The organism is Streptomyces sp. NPDC104761 (assembly GCF_055583445.1).
The window spans coordinates 250919-272731 of record NZ_JBVJNZ010000004.1; the positions used below are offsets into that span (position 1 = coordinate 250919).

Here is a 21813-nt window from a genome sequence, read left to right on the forward strand (position 1 = left end):
GGTGCATAGGCTGAGCGAGTGACTCAGGGTGCAGCGACAGGACCGCGGTCCTACCTCCGATTTCCCCATGTCCACGGCGACCTGGTCGCCTTCACCGCCGAGGACGACGTGTGGCTCGCGCCCCTGGACGGCGGCCGGGCCTGGCGGGCCAGCGCCGACAACGTCCCCGTGACGCTGCCCCGCATCTCGCCCGACGGCACCACGGTCGCCTGGACCTCCACCCGCGACGGCGCCCCCGAGATCCACCTCGCCCCCGTCGACGGCGGCCCGTCCACCCGCCTGACCCACTGGGGGAGTTCCCGCACCCAGGTGCGCGGCTGGACCGCCGACGGGCAGGTCCTCGCCATCTCCACCCACGGCCAGGCCAGCCTCCGGCGCAGCTGGGCCCACGCCGTGCCGCTCGACGGCGGTCCGTCCACCGTCCTGCCGTACGGCCCGGTCGGCCACGTCGCCTTCGGCCCGCACACCGTGCTGCTGTCCGCGCCGATGGGGCGGGAGGCGGCCTGGTGGAAGCGGTACCGGGGCGGTACGGCGGGCAAGCTGTGGATCGACCGGGAGGGCGAAGGCGAGTTCGTACGGCTGCACGCGGAGCTGGACGGGAACCTGGAGTACCCCGTGTGGTCCGGCGACCGGATCGCGTTCCTCTCCGACCACGAGGGCACGGGCGCGCTGTACTCCTCCCTCGCCGACGGCTCCGACCTGCGCCGGCACACCCCTCTCGACGGCTTCTACGCCCGGCACGCGTCCGGCGACGGCACCCGCGTCGTCTACGCCTCGGCCGGTGAACTCTGGCTCCTCGACGACCTGGAGGGCGCCGAACCGCGCCGCCTGGACATCCGGCTCGGCGGCTCCCGGACCGACCGGCAGCCCTACCCGGTCAACGCGGCCCGCTGGTTCAGCTCCGCCTCGCCCGACCACACCGCGCGCGGCAGCGCCGTCCTGGTGCGCGGCGGCGTGCACTGGGTGACCCACCGCTCCGGTCCGGCGCGTGCCCTCGCCGCCCGGCCCGGGGTGCGGGCCCGGCTGCCCGTCACCTTCCGCGCGGACGCCGAGGAATGGGTGGTGTGGGTGACGGACGCCGAGGGCGACGACGCCCTGGAGTTCGCCCCCGCCACCGGACTCGTGCCCGGCGCCACACCGCGCCGGATCGCCGCCGGACAGCTCGGCCGGGTCCTCGACCTCGCCGTCGCCCCCGACGGCGGCCGGGTCGCCGTCGCCGCCCACGACGGCCGGCTGCTCCTCGTCGAACGCGAGACCGGCGAGGTCCGCGAGGTCGACCGCAGCGAGGACGGCGACGTCTCCGGACTCGCCTTCTCGCCCGACTCCGGCTGGCTCGCCTGGTCCCACCCCGGCGCCGGCGGCCTCTGCCAGCTCCGCATCGCCCACACCACCGACCTCACCGTCACCGAGGCCACCCCGCTGCGGTTCCGGGACTACGACCCCGCCTTCACCCGCGACGGCAAGCACCTCGCGTTCCTCTCCACCCGCTCCTTCGACCCGGTCTACGACGAGCACGTCTTCGACCTGGCCTTCGTGGTCGGCGACCGCCCGCACCTGATCACCCTCGCGGCCACCACCCCCTCGCCGTTCGGCCCGCAGCGGCACGGCCGCCCCTTCGAGACCCCCGACAAGGAGGAGACCCCGGACGCCGAGGGCACCCCCGCCACCCGGATCGACCTGGAGGGCCTCGCCGACCGGATCGTGCCCTTCCCCGTCGAGGCCGGCCGCTACTCCACGCTGCGCGCCGCCAAGGACGGCGTGCTCTGGCTGCGCCACCCGGTCCGCGGCGTTCTCGGCGCCTCCCGCGCCCACCCCGAGGACCCGGCGCCCAAGACCGAGCTGGAGCGCTACGACCTCGCCCAGCAGCGCATCGAGTACCTCGCCTCCGACGCCGACCACTTCGAGGTCAGCGGCGACGGCAAACGCGTCCTGCTGTGGGCCGACGGCAAGCTCAAGGTCGTGCCCAGCGACCGCCGCGCCTCGAACGACGACGACAGCGACACCAACATCACCGTCGACCTGTCCCGGGTCCGGCAGACCGTGGACCCGGCCGCCGAGTGGCGGCAGATGTTCGACGAGACCGGCCGCATCATGCGCGACCAGTTCTGGCGGCCCGACCTCGGCGGCGTCGACTGGAACGGCGTCCTGGACCGCTACCGCCCGCTCGTCGACCGGGTCGCCACCCACGACGACCTCGTCGACCTGCTCTGGGAGGTCCAGGGCGAACTCGGCACCTCGCACGCCTACGTCACCCCGCGCGGCGGCCACGGCGGCGGCCCCCGGCAGGGCCTGCTCGGTGCCGACATCTCCCGGCACGCCGACGGCAGCTGGCGCATCGACCGGATCCTGCCCGCCGAGACCTCCGACCCAGGCGCCCGTTCCCCGCTCGCCGCACCCGGCGCCGCGGTCCGCCCCGGCGACGCGATCGTGGCGGTCGCCGGCCGCCCCGTCGACCCGGTGACCGGCCCCGGCCCGCTCCTGGTCGGCACGGCCGGCAAGGCGATCGAGCTCACCGTGTCCCCGGCGGGCGGCGGCGACCTGCGGCACCCGGTCGTCGTACCGGTCGCCGACGAGGAGCCGCTCCGCTACCACGCCTGGGTCGCCGACCGCCGGGCCCATGTGCACGCGGCGTCCGGCGGCCGCCTCGGCTACCTCCACGTCCCCGACATGCAGGCGCCCGGCTGGGCCCAGATCCACCGCGACCTGAGCGTGGAGATGGCCCGCGAGGGCATCGTCGTGGACGTCCGCGAGAACCGCGGCGGGCACACCTCCCAGCTGGTCGTGGAGAAGCTGGCCCGGCGGATCGTCGGCTGGGACCTGCCGCGCGGAATGCAGCCGCAGAGCTACCCGAGGGACGCGCCCCGGGGACCGGTCGTGGTCGTCGCCAACGAGTTCTCCGGCTCCGACGGCGACATCGTCAACGCGGCGATCAAGGCGCTGGGCATCGGCCCGGTGGTCGGCACCCGTACCTGGGGCGGCGTGATCGGCATCGACAGCCGCTACCGCCTCGTCGACGGCACGCTGGTCACCCAGCCGAAGTACGCGTTCTGGCTGGAGGGCTACGGCTGGGGCGTCGAGAACCACGGCGTCGACCCGGACGTGGAGGTCGTCCAGACCCCGCAGGACTGGGGGGCGGGGAGAGACCCACAGCTCGACGAGGCGGTACGGATAGCCCTGGAGGCGTTGGAGACGGCTCCTGCGAAGATCCCGCCGGCGCTGCCGAACTGAGAAGGGGCGCCGGGTCCGGCCAGGGGGCGCGGGGCTGCATCTGATATGCGGCTCCGCCGCGGGGCGCGACAAGCCCCCACCGGACCCGCACCCGACGACGATACGATGCCCCCGGAACTGATCACCGGTCGAGGAGAAAACGTGGCAGGGGAACCCCAGGACGACTGCCTGTTCTGCAAGATCGTCGCAGGCCACGTCCCCGCGACGATCGTCCGGGAGACGGACACCACCGTCGCCTTCCGGGACATCAACCCCCAGGCGCCCACCCATGTCCTGGTGATTCCCAGGGTCCACTACAGGAACGCGGCCGAGCTCGCCGCGGGCGAACCCGCCGTCGCCGCCGACATACTGCGTGAGGCGCAGGCCGTCGCCGACGAGGACAAGCTGGAGAGCTACCGCCTCGTCTTCAACACCGGCAGCGGCGCCGGCCAGACCGTCTGGCACGCCCACGCCCACGTCATCGGCGGCCGCGGCCTGCAGTGGCCGCCCGGGTGACCCCTCATGTCCGTCCGTGAGCTGGTGGTGCTCGGCACCGCCAGCCAGGTCCCCACCCGGCACCGCAACCACAACGGCTACCTGCTGCGCTGGGACGGCGAGGGCATCCTCTTCGACCCCGGCGAGGGCACCCAGCGGCAGATGCTGCGGGCCGGGGCCGCCGCCCACGACCTGAACCGGATCTGCGTCACCCACTTCCACGGCGACCACTGCCTCGGCCTCGCCGGCGTCATCCAGCGCATCAACCTCGACCAGGTCCCGCACCCGGTCACCGCCCACTACCCGAGGTCCGGGCAGCGCTTCTTCGACCGGCTCCGGTACGCCACCGCCTACCGCGAGACCGTCGGCATCACCGAGGCCCCGGTCGACGCGGACGGCGACCTCGCGGTCACCCCCGCCTACACGCTCCAGGCCCGCAGGCTCTCCCACCCCGTCGAGTCCTACGGCTACCGGCTCACCGAACCCGACGGCCGCCGCATGCTGCCCGAACGGCTCGCCGCGTACGGCATCACGGGCCCCGACGTCGGGCGGATCCAGCGCGAGGGCGTCCTCGGGGACGTCACGCTCGACGAGGTCAGCGAGGTGCGGCGCGGCCAGCGGTTCGCGTTCGTCATGGACACCCGCCTCTGCGACGGCGTGCACGCCCTCGCCGAGGGCTGCGACCTGCTCGTCATCGAGTCGACCTTCCTCGACGAGGACGAACGGCTCGCCGTGGACCACGGCCACCTGACCGCCGGACAGGCGGCGGCCGTCGCACGCGACGCGGGCGTACGGCACCTGGTGCTGACCCACTTCAGCCAGCGCTACTCCGAACCCGACGGCCCCGATAGCTTCGAACGGCAGGCGCGGGCCGCCGGCTACGAGGGCGAGCTGACCATCGCCCACGACCTGCTCCGAGTGCCGGTCCCGAAGCGCAGGTGAAGCGGCCGTACGATGCTTTGATGCCCCTCCCGAAAGCAGAACTGCACCTCCACATCGAAGGCACCCTGGAGCCCGAGCTGGCGTTCCTGCTGGCCGCGCGCAACGGCGTCGAACTGCCGTACGCGGACACCGAAGCGCTCCGCAAGGCCTACCGGTTCGAGGACCTGCAGTCCTTCCTGAACCTCTACTACGAGCTCATGACCGTCCTGCGCACCGAGCAGGACTTCGACGACCTCGCCGACGCCTACCTGTCACGGGCCGCCGCGCAGGGTGTGCGGCACGCCGAGATCTTCTTCGACCCGCAGGCGCACCTCGCGCGCGGCGTGGACATGGGGACGGTCGTCGAGGGCCTGTGGCGGGCGCTCGGCCGCAGTGTCGACAGCCACGGGATCTCCACCCGCCTCATCATGTGCTTCCTGCGGGACGAGTCCGCCGAGTCGGCGATGGCGACGCTGGAGGCCGCGAAGCCGTACCTGGACCGGATCACCGGCATCGGGCTGGACTCCGCCGAGGTCGGGCATCCGCCGGCCAAGTTCCGCGAGGTGTACCAGGCGGCGGCCGCGCTGGGGCTGCGGCGGGTGGCCCACGCGGGTGAGGAGGGGCCGCCGGAGTACATCACCGAGGCGCTGGACGTGCTCGGCGTCGAACGCGTCGACCACGGGCTGCGCTGCCTGGAGGATCCGCAGCTGGTGGAGCGTCTGGTGCGGGAGCGGATCCCGCTGACGCTGTGCCCGCTGTCGAACGTCCGGCTGCGCGCGGTCGACGTGCTCGCCGACCACCCGCTTCCGGCCATGATCGACGCCGGGCTGCTGTGCACGGTCAACTCCGACGACCCGGCCTACTTCGGCGGTTACGTCGCCGACAACTACCACGCCGTGCGCGAGGCCCTGGGCCTGTCCAGGGAGCAGATGCGGGGACTGGCCCGCAACTCCTTCCTCGCGTCCTTCCTCGACGACGACGAGGAACTGCGGGCGCGCTACCTCGCGGAGGTGGACGCCTTCGAGTTCGGCCCGGCCCACGGCTAGGGGCGCCTAGGCCGCGACGTCGAGCCGGACCGGCGTCGTCCCCTCGGTGAGCGCCGGGCCCGTCGCGACGGTGGTGGTCCTGCGCCGCAGCGCCACCGCCGTCAGCGGCACCGCGACCGCCAGCAGCCCCACCGCGAGGACCGCCCCCATCGCCGGGAAACCGGCCCGCGCGGCCAGCAGGCTGCCGGTCACCGGGCCGACGGCCGTCCCCAGCGACGACGCCGACCCGACCAGCACCGCCCAGCGGCCCCGCGGGTCGAGGGCGGCGGCCAGCCCGAGGACGTACGACAGGACGACCGGGTAGAGCAGGTTCCAGGCGATCTCGCCGGACGCGAACGACGTCAGGTCGGTCGCGGACGCGCTGAGCGCGATACAGCCCGCGATCAGCACGGTGCCCAGACCGACCGGCAGCGCCTGGCCGAGCCGCGGGCCGAGGGCACCCGCGCCGACCACCCCGAGCAGACCGGTGCCGAGCGCCACCGCGAACACCGCGCCGACGGTGGCCTCGCCGAGGTGCGCCTGCGACAGGCCGATCCGGCCGCTGACCCCCCACAGCGAGTTCTGCGCGGCCGACCAGCACGGCATCGCGGCGGCCAGCAGCAGGCCCGAGCGGAGGTGGGGGAGCCGGGAGCCGGCGGCGGCGCGCGGCAGGGCCGGGGCGGTGCGGGGGGACAGCCGGGCGGTGAACGGCCAGACCGCGAGCGCCGTGAGCGCGAGCGCGGCGAGGGGCTGCGCGTGGCCGGGGCCGAGGTGCGGGACCGTCAGATAGACGGCACCCGCGAGGGCGGAGACGCCGAGCAGGCCGAGGGTGGTGGTCCGGTGGGGGTCCCTGTGCGCGGCGATGCCGGTGGCGGCGACGGCGGTGAGCGTGCCGGAGCCGAACCCGCCGACGACCGCGCCGGCGACGACCGCGGGGACGGCGGCGGTCAGGGCGGCGCCGCCGTAGCCGAGGAGCGCGAGGAGGAGGCCCAGGCGGGCGAGCGTGCGGGGGCCGAGGCGGTCGACCCGGGACGCGAGCAGGAAGCCGGCCGTCGCCGAACTCAGCAGCAGGGCACTGCCGACGGCGCCTGCCTGCGTGGCGGAGAGGGGGAGCCCCGACGCGAGCCGGCCGACGGTGGTCGGCAGGAGGTAGGGGGCCAGGTACCCGGCCGTGAAAAGGGCGACGAGGGGCCAGGTGGTGGTGCGGGGGGCGGACACGGGCGTTCCCAGGGCATGCGAAAGGAGCGGTGCAGGAAGGGGGTTGGGCGCAGGCCGTCGAGGGACAGGAACGCGCGGGCAATTTGTATCAAGTGGGGAGGGGGAGCAGAAGGGTGGGGGGTGTGATGTGGGGCACGGTGGGGTTTCGGGTGCGGGGGAGGGGGTAGCAGCGCCGTGCGCCATGGGGGTTCCGTGGAGTGGCAGGTGCGGACCGGTGGTGGTTGCCTGCGCAGTTCCTCCCCCAGCCTTCGGCTGGGGGTACCCCCAGCGCCCCTGAGGGGCGCTACCGGCGCCAGTTGACGGTGCCGCCCGTTGTCGCCGACTCGATGCGGATGCGGATTTCCTGCATCACGCCCACGATCTGGTCCTCGTGCTCCGGCGTCAGGCGGGTGACCGGTACGGAGCAGCTGATCGCGTCCTGGGCCGGGGCGTCGTAGCGCAGGGCGAAGCCGTAGCCGGTGATGCCGAGGACGCTTTCCTCGCGGTCGATCGAGTAGCCGCGGGCGCGGATCGCGGCCAGGTCGGCGGCGAGGGTGTCCGGGGTGGTGTGGGTGTGGGGGGTGAGGGACCGGTAGGGGCCCGCGGGGAGGCCGGCGTCCGGGCGTTCCGCCAGCAGCGCCTTGCCGAGCGCGCCCGCGTAGGCCGGGAGGCGGCGGCCCACGCGGCTGATCGTGCGCAGGTACTCGTGGGACTCCCGGGTCGCCAGGTACGCCACGTCCGGGCCGTCCAGGCGGCCCAGGTGGATCGTCTCGCCGAGCGCTTCGGAGGCCTCGTCGAGGTAGGGGCGTACGAGGCGGACCCGCGGGTCGGAGTCCAGGTAGCTGGTTCCGGTCAGCAGGGTGCGGATGCCGATGCCGTAGAGGGAACCGGTGGTGTCGGTGCGCACCCAGCCGCGGGCGATCAGCGTCTGGAGGAGGGCGTACATCGAGCTGCGCGGGACGCCGAGGCCGTCCGCCAGTTCCTGGAGGCGGGCCGGGCGGTCACCGCGGGCGGCGAGGAGCTCCAGCAGCTCCACGGTGCGCGCCGCGGACTTCACCTCGCGGACCCCTGCTGTCTCGGACATGTGCAGATCGTATGGGGGCGCAGGGAGGGGTGCGCCGTTGACGGGGGGCGTTCGCATATCTAGTCTCTGTCTTCATACGTGGATGATGTCTACATGGGGAGATGAAGAAATGGGTGCGGTGGGCGTACGGCCGGAGCAGGTGGTACGGAGGCTGCGGGACGGCATGGCGCACGGGGTGCTGTCGTTCCCGCTCACCTCGTTCCGTGCCGACGGGTCCCTCGACGTGGACGGGTTCCGCGCGTACGTGGCCGGGCAGCTGGCCGCCGGGCCCGGCGCCCTCTTCCCGGCCTGCGGGACCGGGGAGTTCTTCTCGCTGGACGAGGAGGAGTACCGGCAGGTCGTGACCGCGGCGGTCGAGGAGGCCGGCGGGCGGGTGCCCGTGGTCGCCGGGGTCGGGTACGGCTGGGCGCAGGCCGTCCGGTTCGCGCGCGTCGCGGAGGAGGCGGGGGCGGACGCCCTGCTCGTGCTGCCGCACTACCTCGTCGCCGCCCCGCAAGACGGGCTGGTCGCACAGGTCGAGGCCATCGCGGGCCGGACCGGGCTGCCGCTCGTCGTCTACCAGCGCGGCCAGGTCGCGTACACCGCCGGGTCGTTGGCGCGGATCGCGCGCATCCCCGGTGTCATCGGCCTCAAGGACGGGCACAGCGACCTCGACCGGCTCCAGCGGCTGACCCTCGCCGCCCCCGACGGCTTCCTCTTCTTCAACGGCGCCGCCACCGCCGAGATCCAGGCCCGCGCGTATGCGACGGTCGGCGTCCCCGCGTACTCCTCCGCCGTGCACGCGTTCGCCCCGGAGATCGCCGACGCCTTCTTCGCCGCCCTCCAGGGCGGTGACCAGGGCACCGTCGACAAGCTGCTGCGCGACTTCTACGTGCCGTTCGTCGAACTGCGCGACCGGACGCCCGGATACGCGGTGTCGCTGGTGAAGGCGGCGGCCCGGCTGCGCGGTCTGCCGGTGGGTCCCGTGCGCGCTCCGCTCACCGACCCGTGCGCCGCGGACCTGGCCGATCTCGGCGCCCTGCTCGACGCCGGCCTCGGCCTCGTGGGAGCGTCCCGCTGAACCCCACCCTCACCGGCTGACCCGCGGTGCCCCGCCGGTAGCCGCCGCCCGACCGGGCGGACGTACGGCGAGAGCGGCCGCCGCTCCCGTGACATGGTGCACACTGGCCGGAACCGCACCACGTCAGGGAGCGCACCGTGACCGCGTCCAACGCGTTCGCCGGAGAGGAACCGGAGTACCTCGACGACGACAGGGGAGAAGCCACACCGCACTGCGCCGCGCAGGTCGACCCGCTGGCCGCCCTGCGCACACCCGGCGATCCGCCCTGGGACGTCTACCTCACCGGCACCGTCTTCCTCGACATCGTCTTCACCGGCCTCGACAGCGCGCCGGTGCGCGGCACCGAGTCCTGGGCCCGCGGCATGGGCTCCAGTCCCGGCGGCGTCGCCAACATGGCCACCGCCCTCGCCCGCCTCGGCCTGAAGACCTCCCTCGCGGCCGCCTTCGGCGACGACCACTACGGCGAGTACTGCTGGGACGCGCTCGCCCAGGGCGAGGGCATCGACCTCTCCCCGTCCCGGACCGTGCCCGGCTGGCACTCGCCGGTCACCGTCTCCATGGCGTACGAGGGGGAGCGGACCATGGTCTCGCACGGCCACGAGCCCCCCGCGGACCTGCTGTTCCGCCAGCAGAACGCACCGGGCCACCCCGCCCGTGCACGCGCCGCCGTAGCCTCCCTCACACCCGGCAAACGCAACCCCTGGATCGCCAGGGCGGCCGCCGAGGGGACCCGGATCTTCGCCGACGTCGGCTGGGACGACACCGGTGCGTGGGACCTGGCCGGGCTCGCCGACCTCGAACACTGCGAGGCGTTCCTGCCCAACGCGGAGGAGGCCCGGCGGTACACCGGCGCGGACTGCCCGCGGGCCGCCGCGCACGCTCTCACCGAGTACGTGCCGCTCGCCGTCGTCACCCTCGGGTCGGAGGGCGCCTACGCCGTCGACGGGCGTACCGGCGAGTCCGCGGAGGTCCCGGCGATCGCCGTGGAGGCCCTCGACCCGACCGGCGCGGGGGACGTCTTCGTCGCCGGCTTCGTCACCGGCACCCTCGCCGACTGGCCGCTCGCCGACCGCCTCGCCTTCGCGGGCCTCACGGCGGCCCTGTCCGTCCAGGAGTTCGGCGGTTCGCTGTCCGCTCCCGGATGGTCGGAGATCGGGGCGTGGTGGCGCAAGGTGCAGTCGGTGCCGGGACAGGACCCGGCCGCCCTGCGCCGGTACGCGTTCCTGGAGGGCCTGGTACCGGAGGAGGACCAGGTACGGCCGTGGCCTCTGCGGAGGGCGGTACCGACGATCGGGTTCGGACGGACGGGATGACGGTGCGGGTGCGGGTGCGGGTGCGGGTGCGCTGGGGCCGGGGACGGGGGGTTTCACTCGCCCGCGTGGGCGGGGTGCCGCTGCGCCCACCCGTGCCGCCCCAGCGGCACGACTGCCCGCAGCTGAGTAGCTGAGTAGCTGAGGGGCCGGCATCCCGCCCGCGGGTCCGCAGGACGCAGCTGGGCAGCGCCCCGTAAGGGGCGCGGGGAACTGCGCGACAAGCCCCCACCGGGCCGCGGCCGACGACGAGACCGCACTGCCCCGGTCTGCTCGTCCCGCACCCGACGATGAGACCGCACTGCCCCGGTCTGCTGTCCCGCACCCGACGATGAGACCGCACCGCCCCGGTCTGCTGTCCCGCACCCGACGATGAGACCGCACCGCCCGGGTCTGCTGTCCCGCACCCGACGATGAGACCGCACCGCCCGGGTCTGCTGTCCCGCACTCGACGACGAGACCGCACTACCCCGGTCTGCTCGTCCCGCACTCGACGACGAGACCGCACTGCCCCGGTCTGCTCGTCCCGCACTCGACGACGAGACCGCACTGCCCCGGTCTGCTCGTCCCGCACCCGACGACGGAACCGGCACAACCCCGGCCTACTCTCCCCGCACCTTGGTGACCTGCTGCCGCACCAGCGACCGTGCCGCCTCCGACACCCCGGACAGCGCCCCGGCGAACAGCTCCTCCACCCCGCCCCCGTCGGCCCCCACACCCCCGCTGCTCACCGCGTACCCCTCCCGCACCGCGACCCGCAGCACACCCTCCGTGTCCACCGCAGCCGCCACGATGGTCGGGACCTCGCCGCCCGCCGGGTCCGCCACCTTCGCGTACGCCCCCTGCACCGGCTCCCGCCAGCGCAGCGCAAGCAGCACCGGAGACTTGGCCTGCACCTCGGCGAGGTCCACCTCGTACACCCCGTCCGCCGTGAGCACCTCGGCCCACGCGTCCAGCACCAGCGCCGCCGGCAGCAGGTCCCGCAGGGTGGACCCGGCGACGTTCCCGCCGACCGTCGCCGCCCGGCGCACCGCCCCCGTTCCGACGCCCTTCGCGGCCTGCCGCAGCACCTCCGGAACCCGGTCGTCCACCTGGTGCAGGAGCACCGCGCCCCCGAGCACCCCGTTCCCCATCGCCGTCGCCTCCGGTACCTTCCGCAGGGACACCGCCTGTTCCGGGAAGCCGTCCCGCTGCCACGCGGCCCACACCAGGGTCGCTCCGCCGACGGGTATCGCCCCCTCGGCCAGACAGTCGCGGGCCTCGGACACCGACGTGGGCAGTCGCAGCAGCACGGCTACCTGCTTTCTGTACGGACAGGTGGCGTGGAGCGGACGCGGCCCCCCGGCCACGCGAGGGCAGTGACGGCCCGATCCTGCCCCGGCGTGCGGGAGCGCATGCAGGGCTCACGGCCGCACCGGGGGCGCCTCCCGCTGTGAAAAGCCCTACGGCGTTGTCGGCCCCGCGTCGTACGCTTGATACCGCGAGGCCGCCCTCAGCTACGCGGCCGTGACGAGGAGGAACCGCAGGCCTTAAGCGCCGGCCCATGACTCAGACACCCACAGCTCACACTCCCGCGCAGCAGCAGGCCCGAGCTCAGTTCGAGGTTCCCGCCCAGCACCCCATGGTCACCGTGCTGGGATCCGGCGACGCCCTGCTGCGCGTGATCGAGAAGGCCTTCCCGGCGGCCGACATCCACGTCCGGGGCAATGAGATCAGCGCGGTCGGCGATGCCCGTGAAGTCGCCCTCATACAGCGCATGTTCGACGAGATGATGCTGGTGCTCCGCACCGGGCAGCCGATGACGGAGGACGCAGTGGAACGCTCGATCGCCATGCTGCGGGCGAGCGAGAACGGGGAGGGACCGGAGGAGACCCCGGCCCAGGTTCTGACGCAGAACATCCTGTCCTCGCGCGGCCGCACCATCCGCCCCAAGACCCTCAACCAGAAGCGGTACGTCGACGCGATCGACAAGCACACGATCGTCTTCGGCATCGGGCCCGCGGGCACCGGCAAGACCTACCTGGCCATGGCCAAGGCGGTGCAGGCCCTGCAGTCCAAGCAGGTCAACCGCATCATCCTGACCCGGCCTGCGGTCGAGGCGGGCGAGCGGCTCGGCTTCCTGCCGGGCACGCTCTACGAGAAGATCGACCCGTACCTGCGCCCGCTGTACGACGCGCTGCACGACATGCTCGACCCCGACTCGATCCCGCGCCTGATGGCGGCCGGGACCATCGAGGTCGCGCCGCTGGCGTACATGCGCGGCCGCACGCTCAACGACGCCTTCATCATCCTCGACGAGGCCCAGAACACCTCCCCCGAGCAGATGAAGATGTTCCTCACCCGGCTCGGTTTCGACTCGAAGATCGTGATCACCGGTGACGTGACGCAGGTCGACCTGCCCAACGGCACCAAGTCCGGTCTGCGCCAGGTGCAGGACATCCTGGACGGCGTGGACGACGTGCACTTCTCCCGGCTGACGTCCCACGATGTCGTACGGCACAAGCTGGTGGGCCGTATCGTCGACGCGTACGAGAAGTACGACAGCTCGCACGGCACCGAGAACGGCACGCACAAGGGCGGCCGTCCGAAGTCCGCGCACAAGGGGAAGTAGACAAGCACAGCGCCATGTCGATCGACGTCAACAACGAGTCCGGAACCGAGGTCGACGAGCAGGCGATCCTCGACATCGCCCGCTACGCGCTCGCACGGATGCGCATCCACCCGCTCTCCGAGCTCTCGGTGATCGTCGTGGACGCCGACGCCATGGAGCAGTTGCACATCCAGTGGATGGACCTGCCGGGTCCGACGGACGTCATGTCCTTCCCGATGGACGAGCTGCGGCCGCCGTCGAAGGACGAGGACGAGCCGCCGCAGGGGCTGCTCGGCGACATCGTGCTCTGCCCGGAGGTCGCCGCCAAGCAGGGGGCCGAGGCCGAGACCCAGCACTCCATGGACGAGGAGCTCCAGCTGCTCACCGTCCACGGCGTGCTGCACCTGCTCGGCTACGACCACGAGGAGCCCGACGAGAAGGCCGAGATGTTCGGCCTGCAGGCGGCCATCGTGGACGGCTGGCGCGGGGAGCGGGGCCTGACCGGGCCCTCGCCGGCGCCGACGGTCTCGTAGCCGGGCGGGTCGTCGTCGTATGAGTCCGCAGATCGTCCTCGGCGCGGTCGCGCTGGTCGTCGTCGCCTGGCTGGCCGCCTGCGCCGAGGCCGGCATCGCCCGCGTCTCCAGCTTCCGGGCCGAGGAGGCGGTGAAGTCCGGGCGGCGCGGCAGCGCCAAGCTCGCCCAGGTCGCCGCCGACCCCACCCGCTACCTCAACGTGGCGCTGCTGGTCCGCGTCGCCTGCGAGATGGCGGCCGCGGCCCTGGTCACCTACGCCTGCCTCCAGGAGTTCCCCGCCACCTGGCAGGCGCTGCTCGTCGCGATCGGCGTGATGGTGCTCGTGTCGTACGTCGCCGTCGGCGTCTCCCCGCGCACCATCGGCCGCCAGCACCCGCTGAACACGGCGACGGCCGCCGCGTACGTGCTGCTGCCGCTCGCCCGGATCATGGGCCCGGTCCCGTACCTCCTCATCCTCATCGGCAACGCGCTCACCCCCGGCAAGGGCTTCAGGCGCGGCCCGTTCGCCTCCGAGGCCGAACTGCGGGCGCTGGTCGACCTCGCCGAGAAGGAGTCACTGATCGAGGACGAGGAGCGCCGCATGGTGCACTCGGTCTTCGAGCTCGGCGACACCCTGGTGCGGGAGGTCATGGTCCCGCGCACCGACCTCGTCGTCATCGAGCGGTACAAGACCATCCGCCAGGCCCTGACCCTCGCCCTGCGCTCGGGTTTCTCGCGCATCCCGGTCACCGGGGAGAGCGAGGACGACATCGTCGGCATCGTGTATCTCAAGGACCTGGTCCGCAAGACGCACATCAGCCGGGAGTCCGAGTCCGACCTGGTCTCCACCGCGATGCGGCCCGCGTTCTTCGTGCCCGACACCAAGAACGCCGGCGACCTGCTGCGCGAGATGCAGAAGGAACGCAACCACGTCGCCGTCGTCATCGACGAGTACGGCGGCACGGCCGGGATCGTCACCATCGAGGACATCCTGGAGGAGATCGTCGGCGAGATCACCGACGAGTACGACCGTGAACTCCCGCCCGTCACCGACCTCGGCGACGACCGCTACCGGGTCACCGCCCGCCTCGACATCACCGACCTCGGCGAGCTGTACGGCCTGGAGGAGTACGACGACGAGGACGTGGAGACCGTCGGCGGCCTGCTCGCGAAGGCCCTCGGCAGGGTGCCGATCGCCGGCGCGTCCGCCCAGGTCGAACTCCCCGACGGCCGCAGGCTGGCCCTCACCGCCGAATCGGCCGCCGGCCGCCGCAACAAGATCGTGACGGTACTGGTGGAGCCGGTGCCGGTACCCGACACCGCGGAGGACGACCCCGAGTGACCCCGGACCGGCTCCGCGCCTTCTGCCTCTCCTTCAACGCGGCCGAGGAGGACTTCCCCTTCAACCCGGACATCTCGGTCTTCAAGGTGCTCGGCAAGATGTTCGCGCTGAGCTGGATGGACGCGAAGCCTCTCAAGGTCAACCTCAAGTGCGACCCCGATGACGCGGTGCGGCTGCGCACCGACCACGAGGGGCTGATCGCGCCCGGCTATCACATGAACAAGCGGCACTGGAACACCGTGACCGTGGACGGCGGCCTCCCCGACCGGCTCGTGAAGGAGCTGATCGAGGACTCGTACGACCTCGTCGTCGCCGGCCTGCCGAGAGCGGAGCGGCTGCGGCTGGACCGGCCGTGAGCCGGGTTGACCGAGTCAAGCGCGGGGTTCGTATGCTCGGGGCATGACCGACAGCAACGCGCTCGATGCCGAGGACCGCAAGATCGTCACCCTGGCCCGCTCGGCCCGGGCCCGCAACGGGGTGCCCGAGGGGGCGGCCGTGCGGGACTCCACGGGCCGTACGTATGTGGCGGGGACCGTGGAGCTGGCCTCGCTGAAGCTGAGCGCGCTGCGGACGGCGGTGGCGATGGCGGTGGCGTCGGGGGCGGAGTCGCTCGAGGCGGCGGCGGTGGTTTCCGGGGCCGACGGGGTTTCGGCGGAGGATCTGGCGGCGGTGCGGGATCTCGGGGGGCCGGGGACGCCGGTGCTGCTCGCGGGGGCCGACGGGGAGGTGTGGCTCACCGTCCCTGCCTAGTCCTTGGCCCACCCGCCCACCCGACTCGCTCCGCTGAGAAGCGAGGTCTTCTCTGACTCCGTCGGGGGAGGGGCGGGGGCTGGTTGACCGAGGGTGGCTCAGGTGTGGGGGCGAGTGCGGGTGGTGTGTGGCTGGTCGCGCCGTTCCCCGCGCCCCTTTGTGGCGCGCCTGTGCTGGTCCCACCTGAACGGGCGCGGGGAACTGCGCGAGCAACCCCCCGTGCGCCCGCACTCGCCCACGTCGCCGAGCCACCCCTCTTCGCCGCACCCCGAGTCGGCCAGATTTCAACCTTGTCGGTCTGTGTCGCTGGCGTATCAATGGGACCGTACGTTCCGACGGACCGTCAGATTCGGCCCCGCGGTGTGTCCGCACCCACCCGGACCGGGGTCGCCATCCCCACATGGCATTCCCACGCAACGGGAAGGGAGCCCGATCCCCATGAAACGAACAGCCACCGGTGCGGCACTCGCGGCGGGGGCCCTCGCCGTCACGGCGCTGGCCTTCGCGCCCTCGGCCGCCGCCGTCACCCCGACCACCGCCACCGTCACCGCCAGCTGCGGCATCTTCGGCGGCGGCTCGGCCACGCTCACCGCGACCCAGAGCGGTACCTCGTCCACCATCACCCTCACCTCCAGCGCGATCACCGCCCCGCTCGCCCTGTCGGCGAACTCGATCACCTCCACGCTCACCATGGCCAACTCCACCGGCAGCGCCCGCGTGTTCAGCGGGACCGTGAACCCGGCCATGGCCGCCGGCGACCCGGTCACCGTCGGCCCGCTCCCCGGCACCGTGGCCTCGGGCGACAGCCTCGACTTCCACGGCGGCTCGCTGAAGATGGTCATCTTCGGCATCACCGTCACCTGTACGTCGAGCGCCGCCCAGTCGCCCGGACCGTTCGTCATGGACTGAGCCCGGCCGACGGGTTCGTTCCGGATGCCGCAGAAGCTGATGAACCGTCAGGTTTCTGCGGCATCTCCATTGACTTCTCACGCGGCCTCCACATCAATGGCCCCCTGTCGGCGCAGAGGAGCCGCTGCGCCCGCAACCCTCAGGAGGGGGCTTCCATGGGTTCACCCCCAAGATCACGAAGATCCCGACGGTGGCGCTGGATCTCACTGTTCGGGGCGACCGCCCTCGCGGTCACGGCGGGCGGCGCGCTGGCCTGTCCGGCCGGTGCCGCCGGGACGAACGTCGACTTCGCCACGCACTGCATCCCGCCCGCCGTCGCGGGCCTCCCGCCGATCGACGGCACCACCACCGCCGCCGTCTCGGTGGACAACACCAGCCCCAAGGTCGGCGACACGGTCACCGTGACCTACACCGTGGTCACGCCCGCCGCCAACAACCCCACCGCCCTCGCCCTGCCGGCCGACATCATGACGCCGACCGGGAAGGTGACGCTGGGCGGCGCGCAGACCGGGGACGTGACGGTGACCGGGCCGAAGAAGAACGATCCGGTACCCGGGTACGGGACCTTCCCGTCGTTCTCCATGACGGGCACGTTCACCGTGACCTCGCCGGGTGCCATCACCCTCTCGCCCGGCGACTACAACATCCACACCAGCTACATCCTGGAGCTGGACACCCCGTGCACGGTCACCAACCCGCCCGCCCCGGTGTCGGAGACCGTCACGGCGACCTCGACCACTCCGGTCAACAACCGTGCCATCAGCCTGAGTTCGGCCTCCGGGAACCCTGGTGACAGCGTGACCGTCAGCGGGCGGAACTTCACGCCAGGGGCCGCCGTGACCCTGGCCGGGCGGTCCGGGAGCAGCCAGACCGCCGACACGGCGACGGCCACCGCGGGCTCCGACGGTTCCTTCAGCGCTCCCCTCGTCGTCAACGACAGGACGACGACCGGGATCGTGGCGTACGAGGGGAGCGCGTGGAGCGACGGCACGGGGGCGGGACCCGCCGCCTACGTCGTCAACGACACCACGCCGGTGCCGCCGGGCAGCCAGAAGCTGACCACCACCGTCAAGGCGGGGACCCTGTCCATGTCCCAGGCCGGGGACTCCGTCGCGCTGTCGGCGGTCGACTTCGGGCAGGGCGGGGCGTCCACGGGCAGCCTGCAGACCGTCACCGTCAAGGACTTCCGTGGCGGGCCGGCCGGCTGGTCGCTCACCGGCAAGGTCACCGACTTCACCGGTCCCGGCGCCAAGATCGACGCCGGGAAGCTGAGCTGGACGCCGAGCTGCGCGACCAAGGCGGGCAGCCCCAGCACCTGTGCGGCCGGTTCGGCGGGCACCGTCGGCAGCTCCGGGGCGACCCTCGCCTCGACGCCGGACGCCACGCTCACCGGCGGTGAGTTCACGGTCGGCGCCGGACTCTCCATGGACGTGCCGGCGTTCACGCCCCCGGGGTCGTACTCCGGGGTCCTGACCCTGACGCTCACCTGAGCCGGCTGAGGTCAACTCCCTTGTGGCGGCCGGGCTTTCGAGGAACGAGAGACCCGGTCGCCGTCCGTCCCGCTTCCGACCGGGGGTCCGCACCCATGCGTCGCGTCAAGCCGTATGTCCTCCTCCTGAGCCTGATCCTCGGCGTCCTGTGCACGGCGGGTCCCGCGCGCGCCGCCGACAACGGAAGCTGGTCCGTCTACCCGGTCGCCTCGAAGATCGCGGCGCGGCCGTACTTCTACCTCTCCCTCGACCCCGGGCAGGCGATCACCGACAAGGTGGCCGTCGCGAACAAGACCGGCGAGCCGCTGACCTTCCGGCTGTACGCGGCCGACGCCTACAACACCGCGCGGGACGGCGGCTTCGCCGTGCGGACGGTCAAGGAGAAGATGCGGGGGGTGGGGGCCTGGGCCCGGATCGGGAAGGCGCGGGTCACCGTCCCGCCGCACAGGACGGTCACCGTGCCGTTCACCCTGCACGTGCCGAAGGGCGCCGAGCCCGGTGACCATCCCGGGGCGATCGTCGCGCTGGACGAGAAGGTCGATCCGGGCGCCGGTTCCCTGGCGCTCGGCGTGCAGCGGGCGGTCGGCGCGCGGGTCTACCTGCGGGTGAGCGGGCCGACGCTCCCGGCCCTCGCCGTCGAGAACGTGCACATCAGCCACCATCAGCCGCTCGTGCCCGGCCTCGGCGCCAGCACGGCGACCATCTCCTACACCCTGCACAACACCGGGAACGTCACCCTGGACCCGAAGGTGCGGCTGCGTGCCGAGGGCCTGTTCGGCCGGACGCTGCTCAGCCGCGACCTCACCGGGGTCCCGTCCGAGCTGCTGCCGGGGGAGCGGGCCGCGCTCACCGCGCGCTGGCGGGACGCGCCCCAGCTGGACTGGGGCAACGTGACGGTCACGGCCAGCGCGACCGGCACCAGGCAGTCGGCGAGCGCGTCGTTCCTCGCCCTGCCGTGGCTGGTCCTGGCCGTGGTGTTCGCCGCCGGGGCGGCGGCCGGCGCGCTGTTCGCCCGGTCGCGCCGCAGGGGCCGCAGACCGTTCGCCGGGTGGTTCAGAGGGCGTCGGGGCCGCGTTCGCCCGTCCGCACCCGTACGACCGTCTCCACCGGCAGCGCCCACACCTTCCCGTCCCCGATCTTCCCCGTCTGCGCGGCCTTGACGATCGCCTCGATCGCGGGCTCGGCGTCGGCGTCCTCGACGACCACCTCGATGCGGACCTTGGGGACCAGGTCGACGCGGTACTCGGCGCCCCGGTAGACCTCGGTGTGGCCGTGCTGCCTGCCGTAGCCGCTGGCCTCGGTCACGGTCAGGCCGTGCACGCCGAGCTCCTGGAGCGCGGTCTTCACCGCGTCGAGGCGGTAGGGCTTCACGATCGCGGTGATGAGCTTCATGGCTGGCTCTTGACCTTCTGGGCGGTGGGGAGGACGGAGTGGGCGACCGGGGCGCCGTGGCCCAGGACCCCGTGATCGTAAGCGGTCTCGGCGTGCACCGTAAGGTCCAGGCCGGTGTGCTCCTGGTCCTCGGCCGCCCGGAAGCCCATCGCCTTGTCGAGCAGCTTGCCGATGCCGTACGTCGCGGCGAACGCGTACGCCGCGACGGCCACGACCGCCACCGCCTGCTTGCCGAGCTGGGCGGGGCCGCCGCCGTAGAAGAGGCCCTCGGCGCCGCCGGTCATGGCCTTCTCGGCGAACAGGCCGATCAGCAGGGTGCCGATGATTCCGCCGACCAGGTGAACGCCGACGACGTCGAGGGAGTCGTCGTAGTCCAGCCTGAACTTCCAGCCCACCGCGTACGAGCAGACCACGCCCGCGGCGAGGCCGACGACGAGGGCGCCGAGCAGGGAGACCGAGCCGCAGGACGGGGTGATGGCGACCAGGCCGGCGACCGCGCCGGAGGCCGCGCCCAGGGTGGTCGGGTGGCCGTCGCGCTTCTGCTCGACGAAGAGCCAGCCCAGCAGGCCGGTGCAGCCCGCGGCGAGGGTGTTCAGGAAGACGGCGGCGGCCAGGCCGTTGGCGCCGAGCGCGCTGCCCGCGTTGAAGCCGAACCAGCCGAACCACAGCAGGCCGGCGCCGAGGATCACCATCGGCAGGTTGTGCGGCCGCATGGCGTCCTTCTTGAAGCCGAGCCGGGGGCCGAGGACCAGGCAGAGGGCGAGACCGGAGGCGCCGGAGGTGATCTCGACGGGCAGGCCGCCCGCGAAGTCGAGGGCGCCGAGGCGGTGCGCGATCCAGCCACCCGGGCCCCACACCCAGTGCGCGACGGGAACGTATACGAGCAGCGCCCAGACCGGTACGAAGACCAGCCAGGCCCCGAATTTCGCCCGGTCCGCGATGGCTCCGCTGATCAGAGCGGCCGTGATGATCGCGAAGGTGAGCTGGAAGGTGGCGAAGAGGAGGGTCGGGACGGTGCCCTGGACGCTGTCCGGGCCGAGGCCGCTCATGCCCGCGTGGGCGAGGTCCCCGAGGAGACCGGCCCCGAGGTCGTCGCCGAAGGCGAGCGAGTAGCCGCCCGCCAGCCACACCACCGTCACCAGGGCGATCGACACGAAGCTCATCATCAGCATGTTGAGGACGCTCTTCGTGCGGACCATGCCGCCGTAGAACAGGGCCAGGCCCGGGGTCATCAGCAGGACCAGGGCGGTCGCGGCGAGCAGCCAGGCGGTGTCACCGGTGTCGGCGTGCGCGGCGGACAGGTACACGGGCGTCTCCAACGTCGGTCGGGGCTCGTCAGAGGGTCACCGGTCCCCGTTTCCGGTTGCGTACGGCTGTGTTTCCGTGACGTTTCGTTGCGCCGGGGTTACCGAAATCTCACGGTGCGGCGGCGCCCCGACGATCAGGGAGAATGGGGGCCATGAGCGTTCGCAGCCAGTCAACCGAGCCGTCGGAATCGTCGGAGGCCGTCCACCGGGCGGGCTTCGCCTGTTTCGTGGGCCGCCCCAACGCGGGCAAGTCCACCCTCACGAACGCTCTGGTCGGGCAGAAGGTGGCGATCACCGCGAACCAGCCGCAGACGACGCGGCACACGGTACGCGGCATCGTGCACCGGGAGGACGCCCAGCTGATCCTGGTCGACACCCCCGGCCTGCACAAGCCGCGCACCCTGCTCGGCGAGCGCCTCAACGACGTCGTCCGCACCACCTGGGCCGAGGTGGACGTGATCGGCTTCTGTCTCCCGGCGAACGAGAAGATCGGCCCCGGCGACCGCTTCATCGCCAAGGAGCTGGCCGGGATCCGCAAGACCCCGAAGGTCGCGATCGTCACCAAGACCGACCTGGTCGACTCCAAGACCCTCGCCGAGCAGCTGATCGCCATCGACCAGCTCGGCAAGGAACTGGGCTTCGAGTGGGCCGAGATCGTGCCGGTCTCCGCGGTCGGCGACAAGCAGGTGAACCTGCTGGCCGACCTCCTCGTCCCGCTGCTGCCCGAGGGCCCGGCGCTCTACCCCGAGGGCGACCTCACCGACGAGCCCGAACAGGTCATGATCGCCGAGCTGATCCGCGAGGCGGCCCTGGAGGGCGTCCGCGACGAGCTGCCGCACTCCATCGCCGTCGTCGTCGAGGAGATGCTCCCGCGCGAGGACCGCCCCGCCGACAAGCCCCTCCTGGACATCCACGCCAACCTTTTCATCGAGCGCCCCAGCCAGAAGGGCATCATCATCGGCCCCAAGGGCAAGCGCCTGAAGGACGTCGGCATCAAGAGCCGCAAGCAGATCGAGGCCCTGCTCGGCACCCCTGTCTTCCTGGACCTGCACGTGAAGGTCGCCAAGGACTGGCAGCGGGACCCGAAGCAGCTGCGGCGGCTGGGGTTCTGAGGAGGCGGCGCCGGGAGTTGCCCCCGCGCCGCGATGGACTGCCCCCTGCGTACAACCTTCCGGACGGCCACCGGTCTGAACAGGTACACACCTGCGCGAACTACCGGGGG

At 72.7% G+C, this 21813-nt stretch carries 20 protein-coding genes; 15 read left to right on the top strand and 5 right to left on the bottom strand.

Translation table 11 applies throughout. The features are described from left to right. Positions 1-18: 18 nt before the first annotated feature. The 4 genes from ACZ63F_RS13990 (at position 19) to ACZ63F_RS14005 (ending at position 5669) form a co-directional block, all read left to right on the top strand. Complete coding sequence (locus ACZ63F_RS13990; RefSeq protein WP_469710860.1) at positions 19-3228, top strand: S41 family peptidase; 3210 nt, start codon at positions 19-21, stop codon at positions 3226-3228. 141 nt (positions 3229-3369) lie between these two features. After that, positions 3370-3723, top strand: a complete 354-nt coding sequence (locus tag ACZ63F_RS13995; RefSeq protein ID WP_352362083.1) for a histidine triad nucleotide-binding protein — start codon at positions 3370-3372, stop codon at positions 3721-3723. A gap of 6 nt (positions 3724-3729) precedes the next feature. Beyond that, positions 3730-4644, top strand: a complete 915-nt coding sequence (locus tag ACZ63F_RS14000; protein ID WP_469710862.1) for a ribonuclease Z — start codon at positions 3730-3732, stop codon at positions 4642-4644. A gap of 20 nt (positions 4645-4664) precedes the next feature. Further along, the gene (locus ACZ63F_RS14005) at positions 4665-5669 is read left to right on the top strand and encodes an adenosine deaminase (RefSeq protein WP_469710863.1); all 1005 of its coding nucleotides are present in this window, start codon (positions 4665-4667) and stop codon (positions 5667-5669) included. Between the two features lie 6 nt (positions 5670-5675). On the opposite strand, the gene ACZ63F_RS14010 is transcribed toward ACZ63F_RS14005, so the two are convergent. Further along, the gene (locus ACZ63F_RS14010) at positions 5676-6866 is read right to left on the bottom strand and encodes an MFS transporter (RefSeq protein WP_469710865.1); all 1191 of its coding nucleotides are present in this window, start codon (positions 6864-6866) and stop codon (positions 5676-5678) included. Positions 6867-7149: 283 nt separating this feature from the next. Next, positions 7150-7929 carry an IclR family transcriptional regulator gene (locus ACZ63F_RS14015; RefSeq protein ID WP_469710867.1) on the bottom strand — a complete coding sequence of 260 codons (780 nt, stop codon included), beginning with the start codon at positions 7927-7929 and terminating at the stop codon, positions 7150-7152. Between the two features lie 109 nt (positions 7930-8038). Between ACZ63F_RS14015 and ACZ63F_RS14020 the strand changes: the two genes are divergently transcribed. After that, complete coding sequence (locus ACZ63F_RS14020) at positions 8039-8989, top strand: 5-dehydro-4-deoxyglucarate dehydratase (protein WP_469710869.1); 951 nt, start codon at positions 8039-8041, stop codon at positions 8987-8989. 137 nt (positions 8990-9126) lie between these two features. Next, positions 9127-10302, top strand: coding sequence for a carbohydrate kinase family protein (locus ACZ63F_RS14025; protein ID WP_469710871.1), 1176 nt, complete (start codon positions 9127-9129; stop codon positions 10300-10302). Positions 10303-10901: 599 nt separating this feature from the next. Here the strand turns inward: ACZ63F_RS14025 and ACZ63F_RS14030 are convergent. Further along, complete coding sequence (locus tag ACZ63F_RS14030) at positions 10902-11591, bottom strand: FAD binding domain-containing protein (protein WP_469710873.1); 690 nt, start codon at positions 11589-11591, stop codon at positions 10902-10904. A gap of 251 nt (positions 11592-11842) precedes the next feature. On the opposite strand from ACZ63F_RS14030, the gene ACZ63F_RS14035 reads away from it, so the two are divergent. The 8 genes from ACZ63F_RS14035 to ACZ63F_RS14070 all read left to right on the top strand — a co-directional run bounded on the left by ACZ63F_RS14035 (position 11843) and on the right by ACZ63F_RS14070 (position 19052). After that, positions 11843-12910: a PhoH family protein gene (locus tag ACZ63F_RS14035; protein WP_469710876.1), complete on the top strand. Its 1068-nt coding sequence runs from the start codon at positions 11843-11845 to the stop codon at positions 12908-12910. Positions 12911-12924: 14 nt separating this feature from the next. Further along, positions 12925-13422 (top strand): rRNA maturation RNase YbeY, encoded by a 498-nt coding sequence (gene ybeY, locus ACZ63F_RS14040; protein WP_351954969.1) that lies wholly within the window; start codon positions 12925-12927, stop codon positions 13420-13422. Positions 13423-13441: 19 nt separating this feature from the next. After that, on the top strand, positions 13442-14743 hold the full coding sequence (locus tag ACZ63F_RS14045; RefSeq protein WP_469710879.1) for a hemolysin family protein: 1302 nt from the start codon (positions 13442-13444) through the stop codon (positions 14741-14743). Next, positions 14740-15099, top strand: a complete 360-nt coding sequence (locus tag ACZ63F_RS14050; RefSeq protein WP_469710881.1) for an MmcQ/YjbR family DNA-binding protein — start codon at positions 14740-14742, stop codon at positions 15097-15099. The genes ACZ63F_RS14045 and ACZ63F_RS14050 overlap by 4 nt, the downstream gene beginning before the upstream one ends. Before the next feature lie 43 nt (positions 15100-15142). Further along, positions 15143-15493, top strand: a complete 351-nt coding sequence (locus tag ACZ63F_RS14055; RefSeq protein WP_469710884.1) for a cytidine deaminase — start codon at positions 15143-15145, stop codon at positions 15491-15493. Positions 15494-15931: 438 nt separating this feature from the next. Beyond that, positions 15932-16402, top strand: coding sequence for a hypothetical protein (locus ACZ63F_RS14060; RefSeq protein WP_469710886.1), 471 nt, complete (start codon positions 15932-15934; stop codon positions 16400-16402). Between the two features lie 155 nt (positions 16403-16557). Then, positions 16558-17892 (top strand): beta-xylosidase, encoded by a 1335-nt coding sequence (locus ACZ63F_RS14065; RefSeq protein WP_469710888.1) that lies wholly within the window; start codon positions 16558-16560, stop codon positions 17890-17892. 95 nt (positions 17893-17987) lie between these two features. Beyond that, positions 17988-19052 carry a DUF916 domain-containing protein gene (locus tag ACZ63F_RS14070; RefSeq protein WP_469710890.1) on the top strand — a complete coding sequence of 355 codons (1065 nt, stop codon included), beginning with the start codon at positions 17988-17990 and terminating at the stop codon, positions 19050-19052. Here ACZ63F_RS14070 and ACZ63F_RS14075 read toward each other — a convergent pair. Both ACZ63F_RS14075 and ACZ63F_RS14080 read right to left on the bottom strand, forming a co-directional pair. Further along, positions 18946-19284, bottom strand: coding sequence for a P-II family nitrogen regulator (locus ACZ63F_RS14075; protein WP_093503192.1), 339 nt, complete (start codon positions 19282-19284; stop codon positions 18946-18948). The two genes, ACZ63F_RS14070 and ACZ63F_RS14075, sit on opposite strands and share 107 nt — an antisense overlap. Then, on the bottom strand, positions 19281-20591 hold the full coding sequence (locus ACZ63F_RS14080) for an ammonium transporter (protein ID WP_469710892.1): 1311 nt from the start codon (positions 20589-20591) through the stop codon (positions 19281-19283). The genes ACZ63F_RS14075 and ACZ63F_RS14080 overlap by 4 nt, the downstream gene beginning before the upstream one ends. A 143-nt stretch (positions 20592-20734) precedes the next feature. Between ACZ63F_RS14080 and era the strand changes: the two genes are divergently transcribed. After that, on the top strand, positions 20735-21703 hold the full coding sequence (gene era / locus ACZ63F_RS14085; RefSeq protein WP_469710894.1) for a GTPase Era: 969 nt from the start codon (positions 20735-20737) through the stop codon (positions 21701-21703). Positions 21704-21813: the final 110 nt, after the last annotated feature.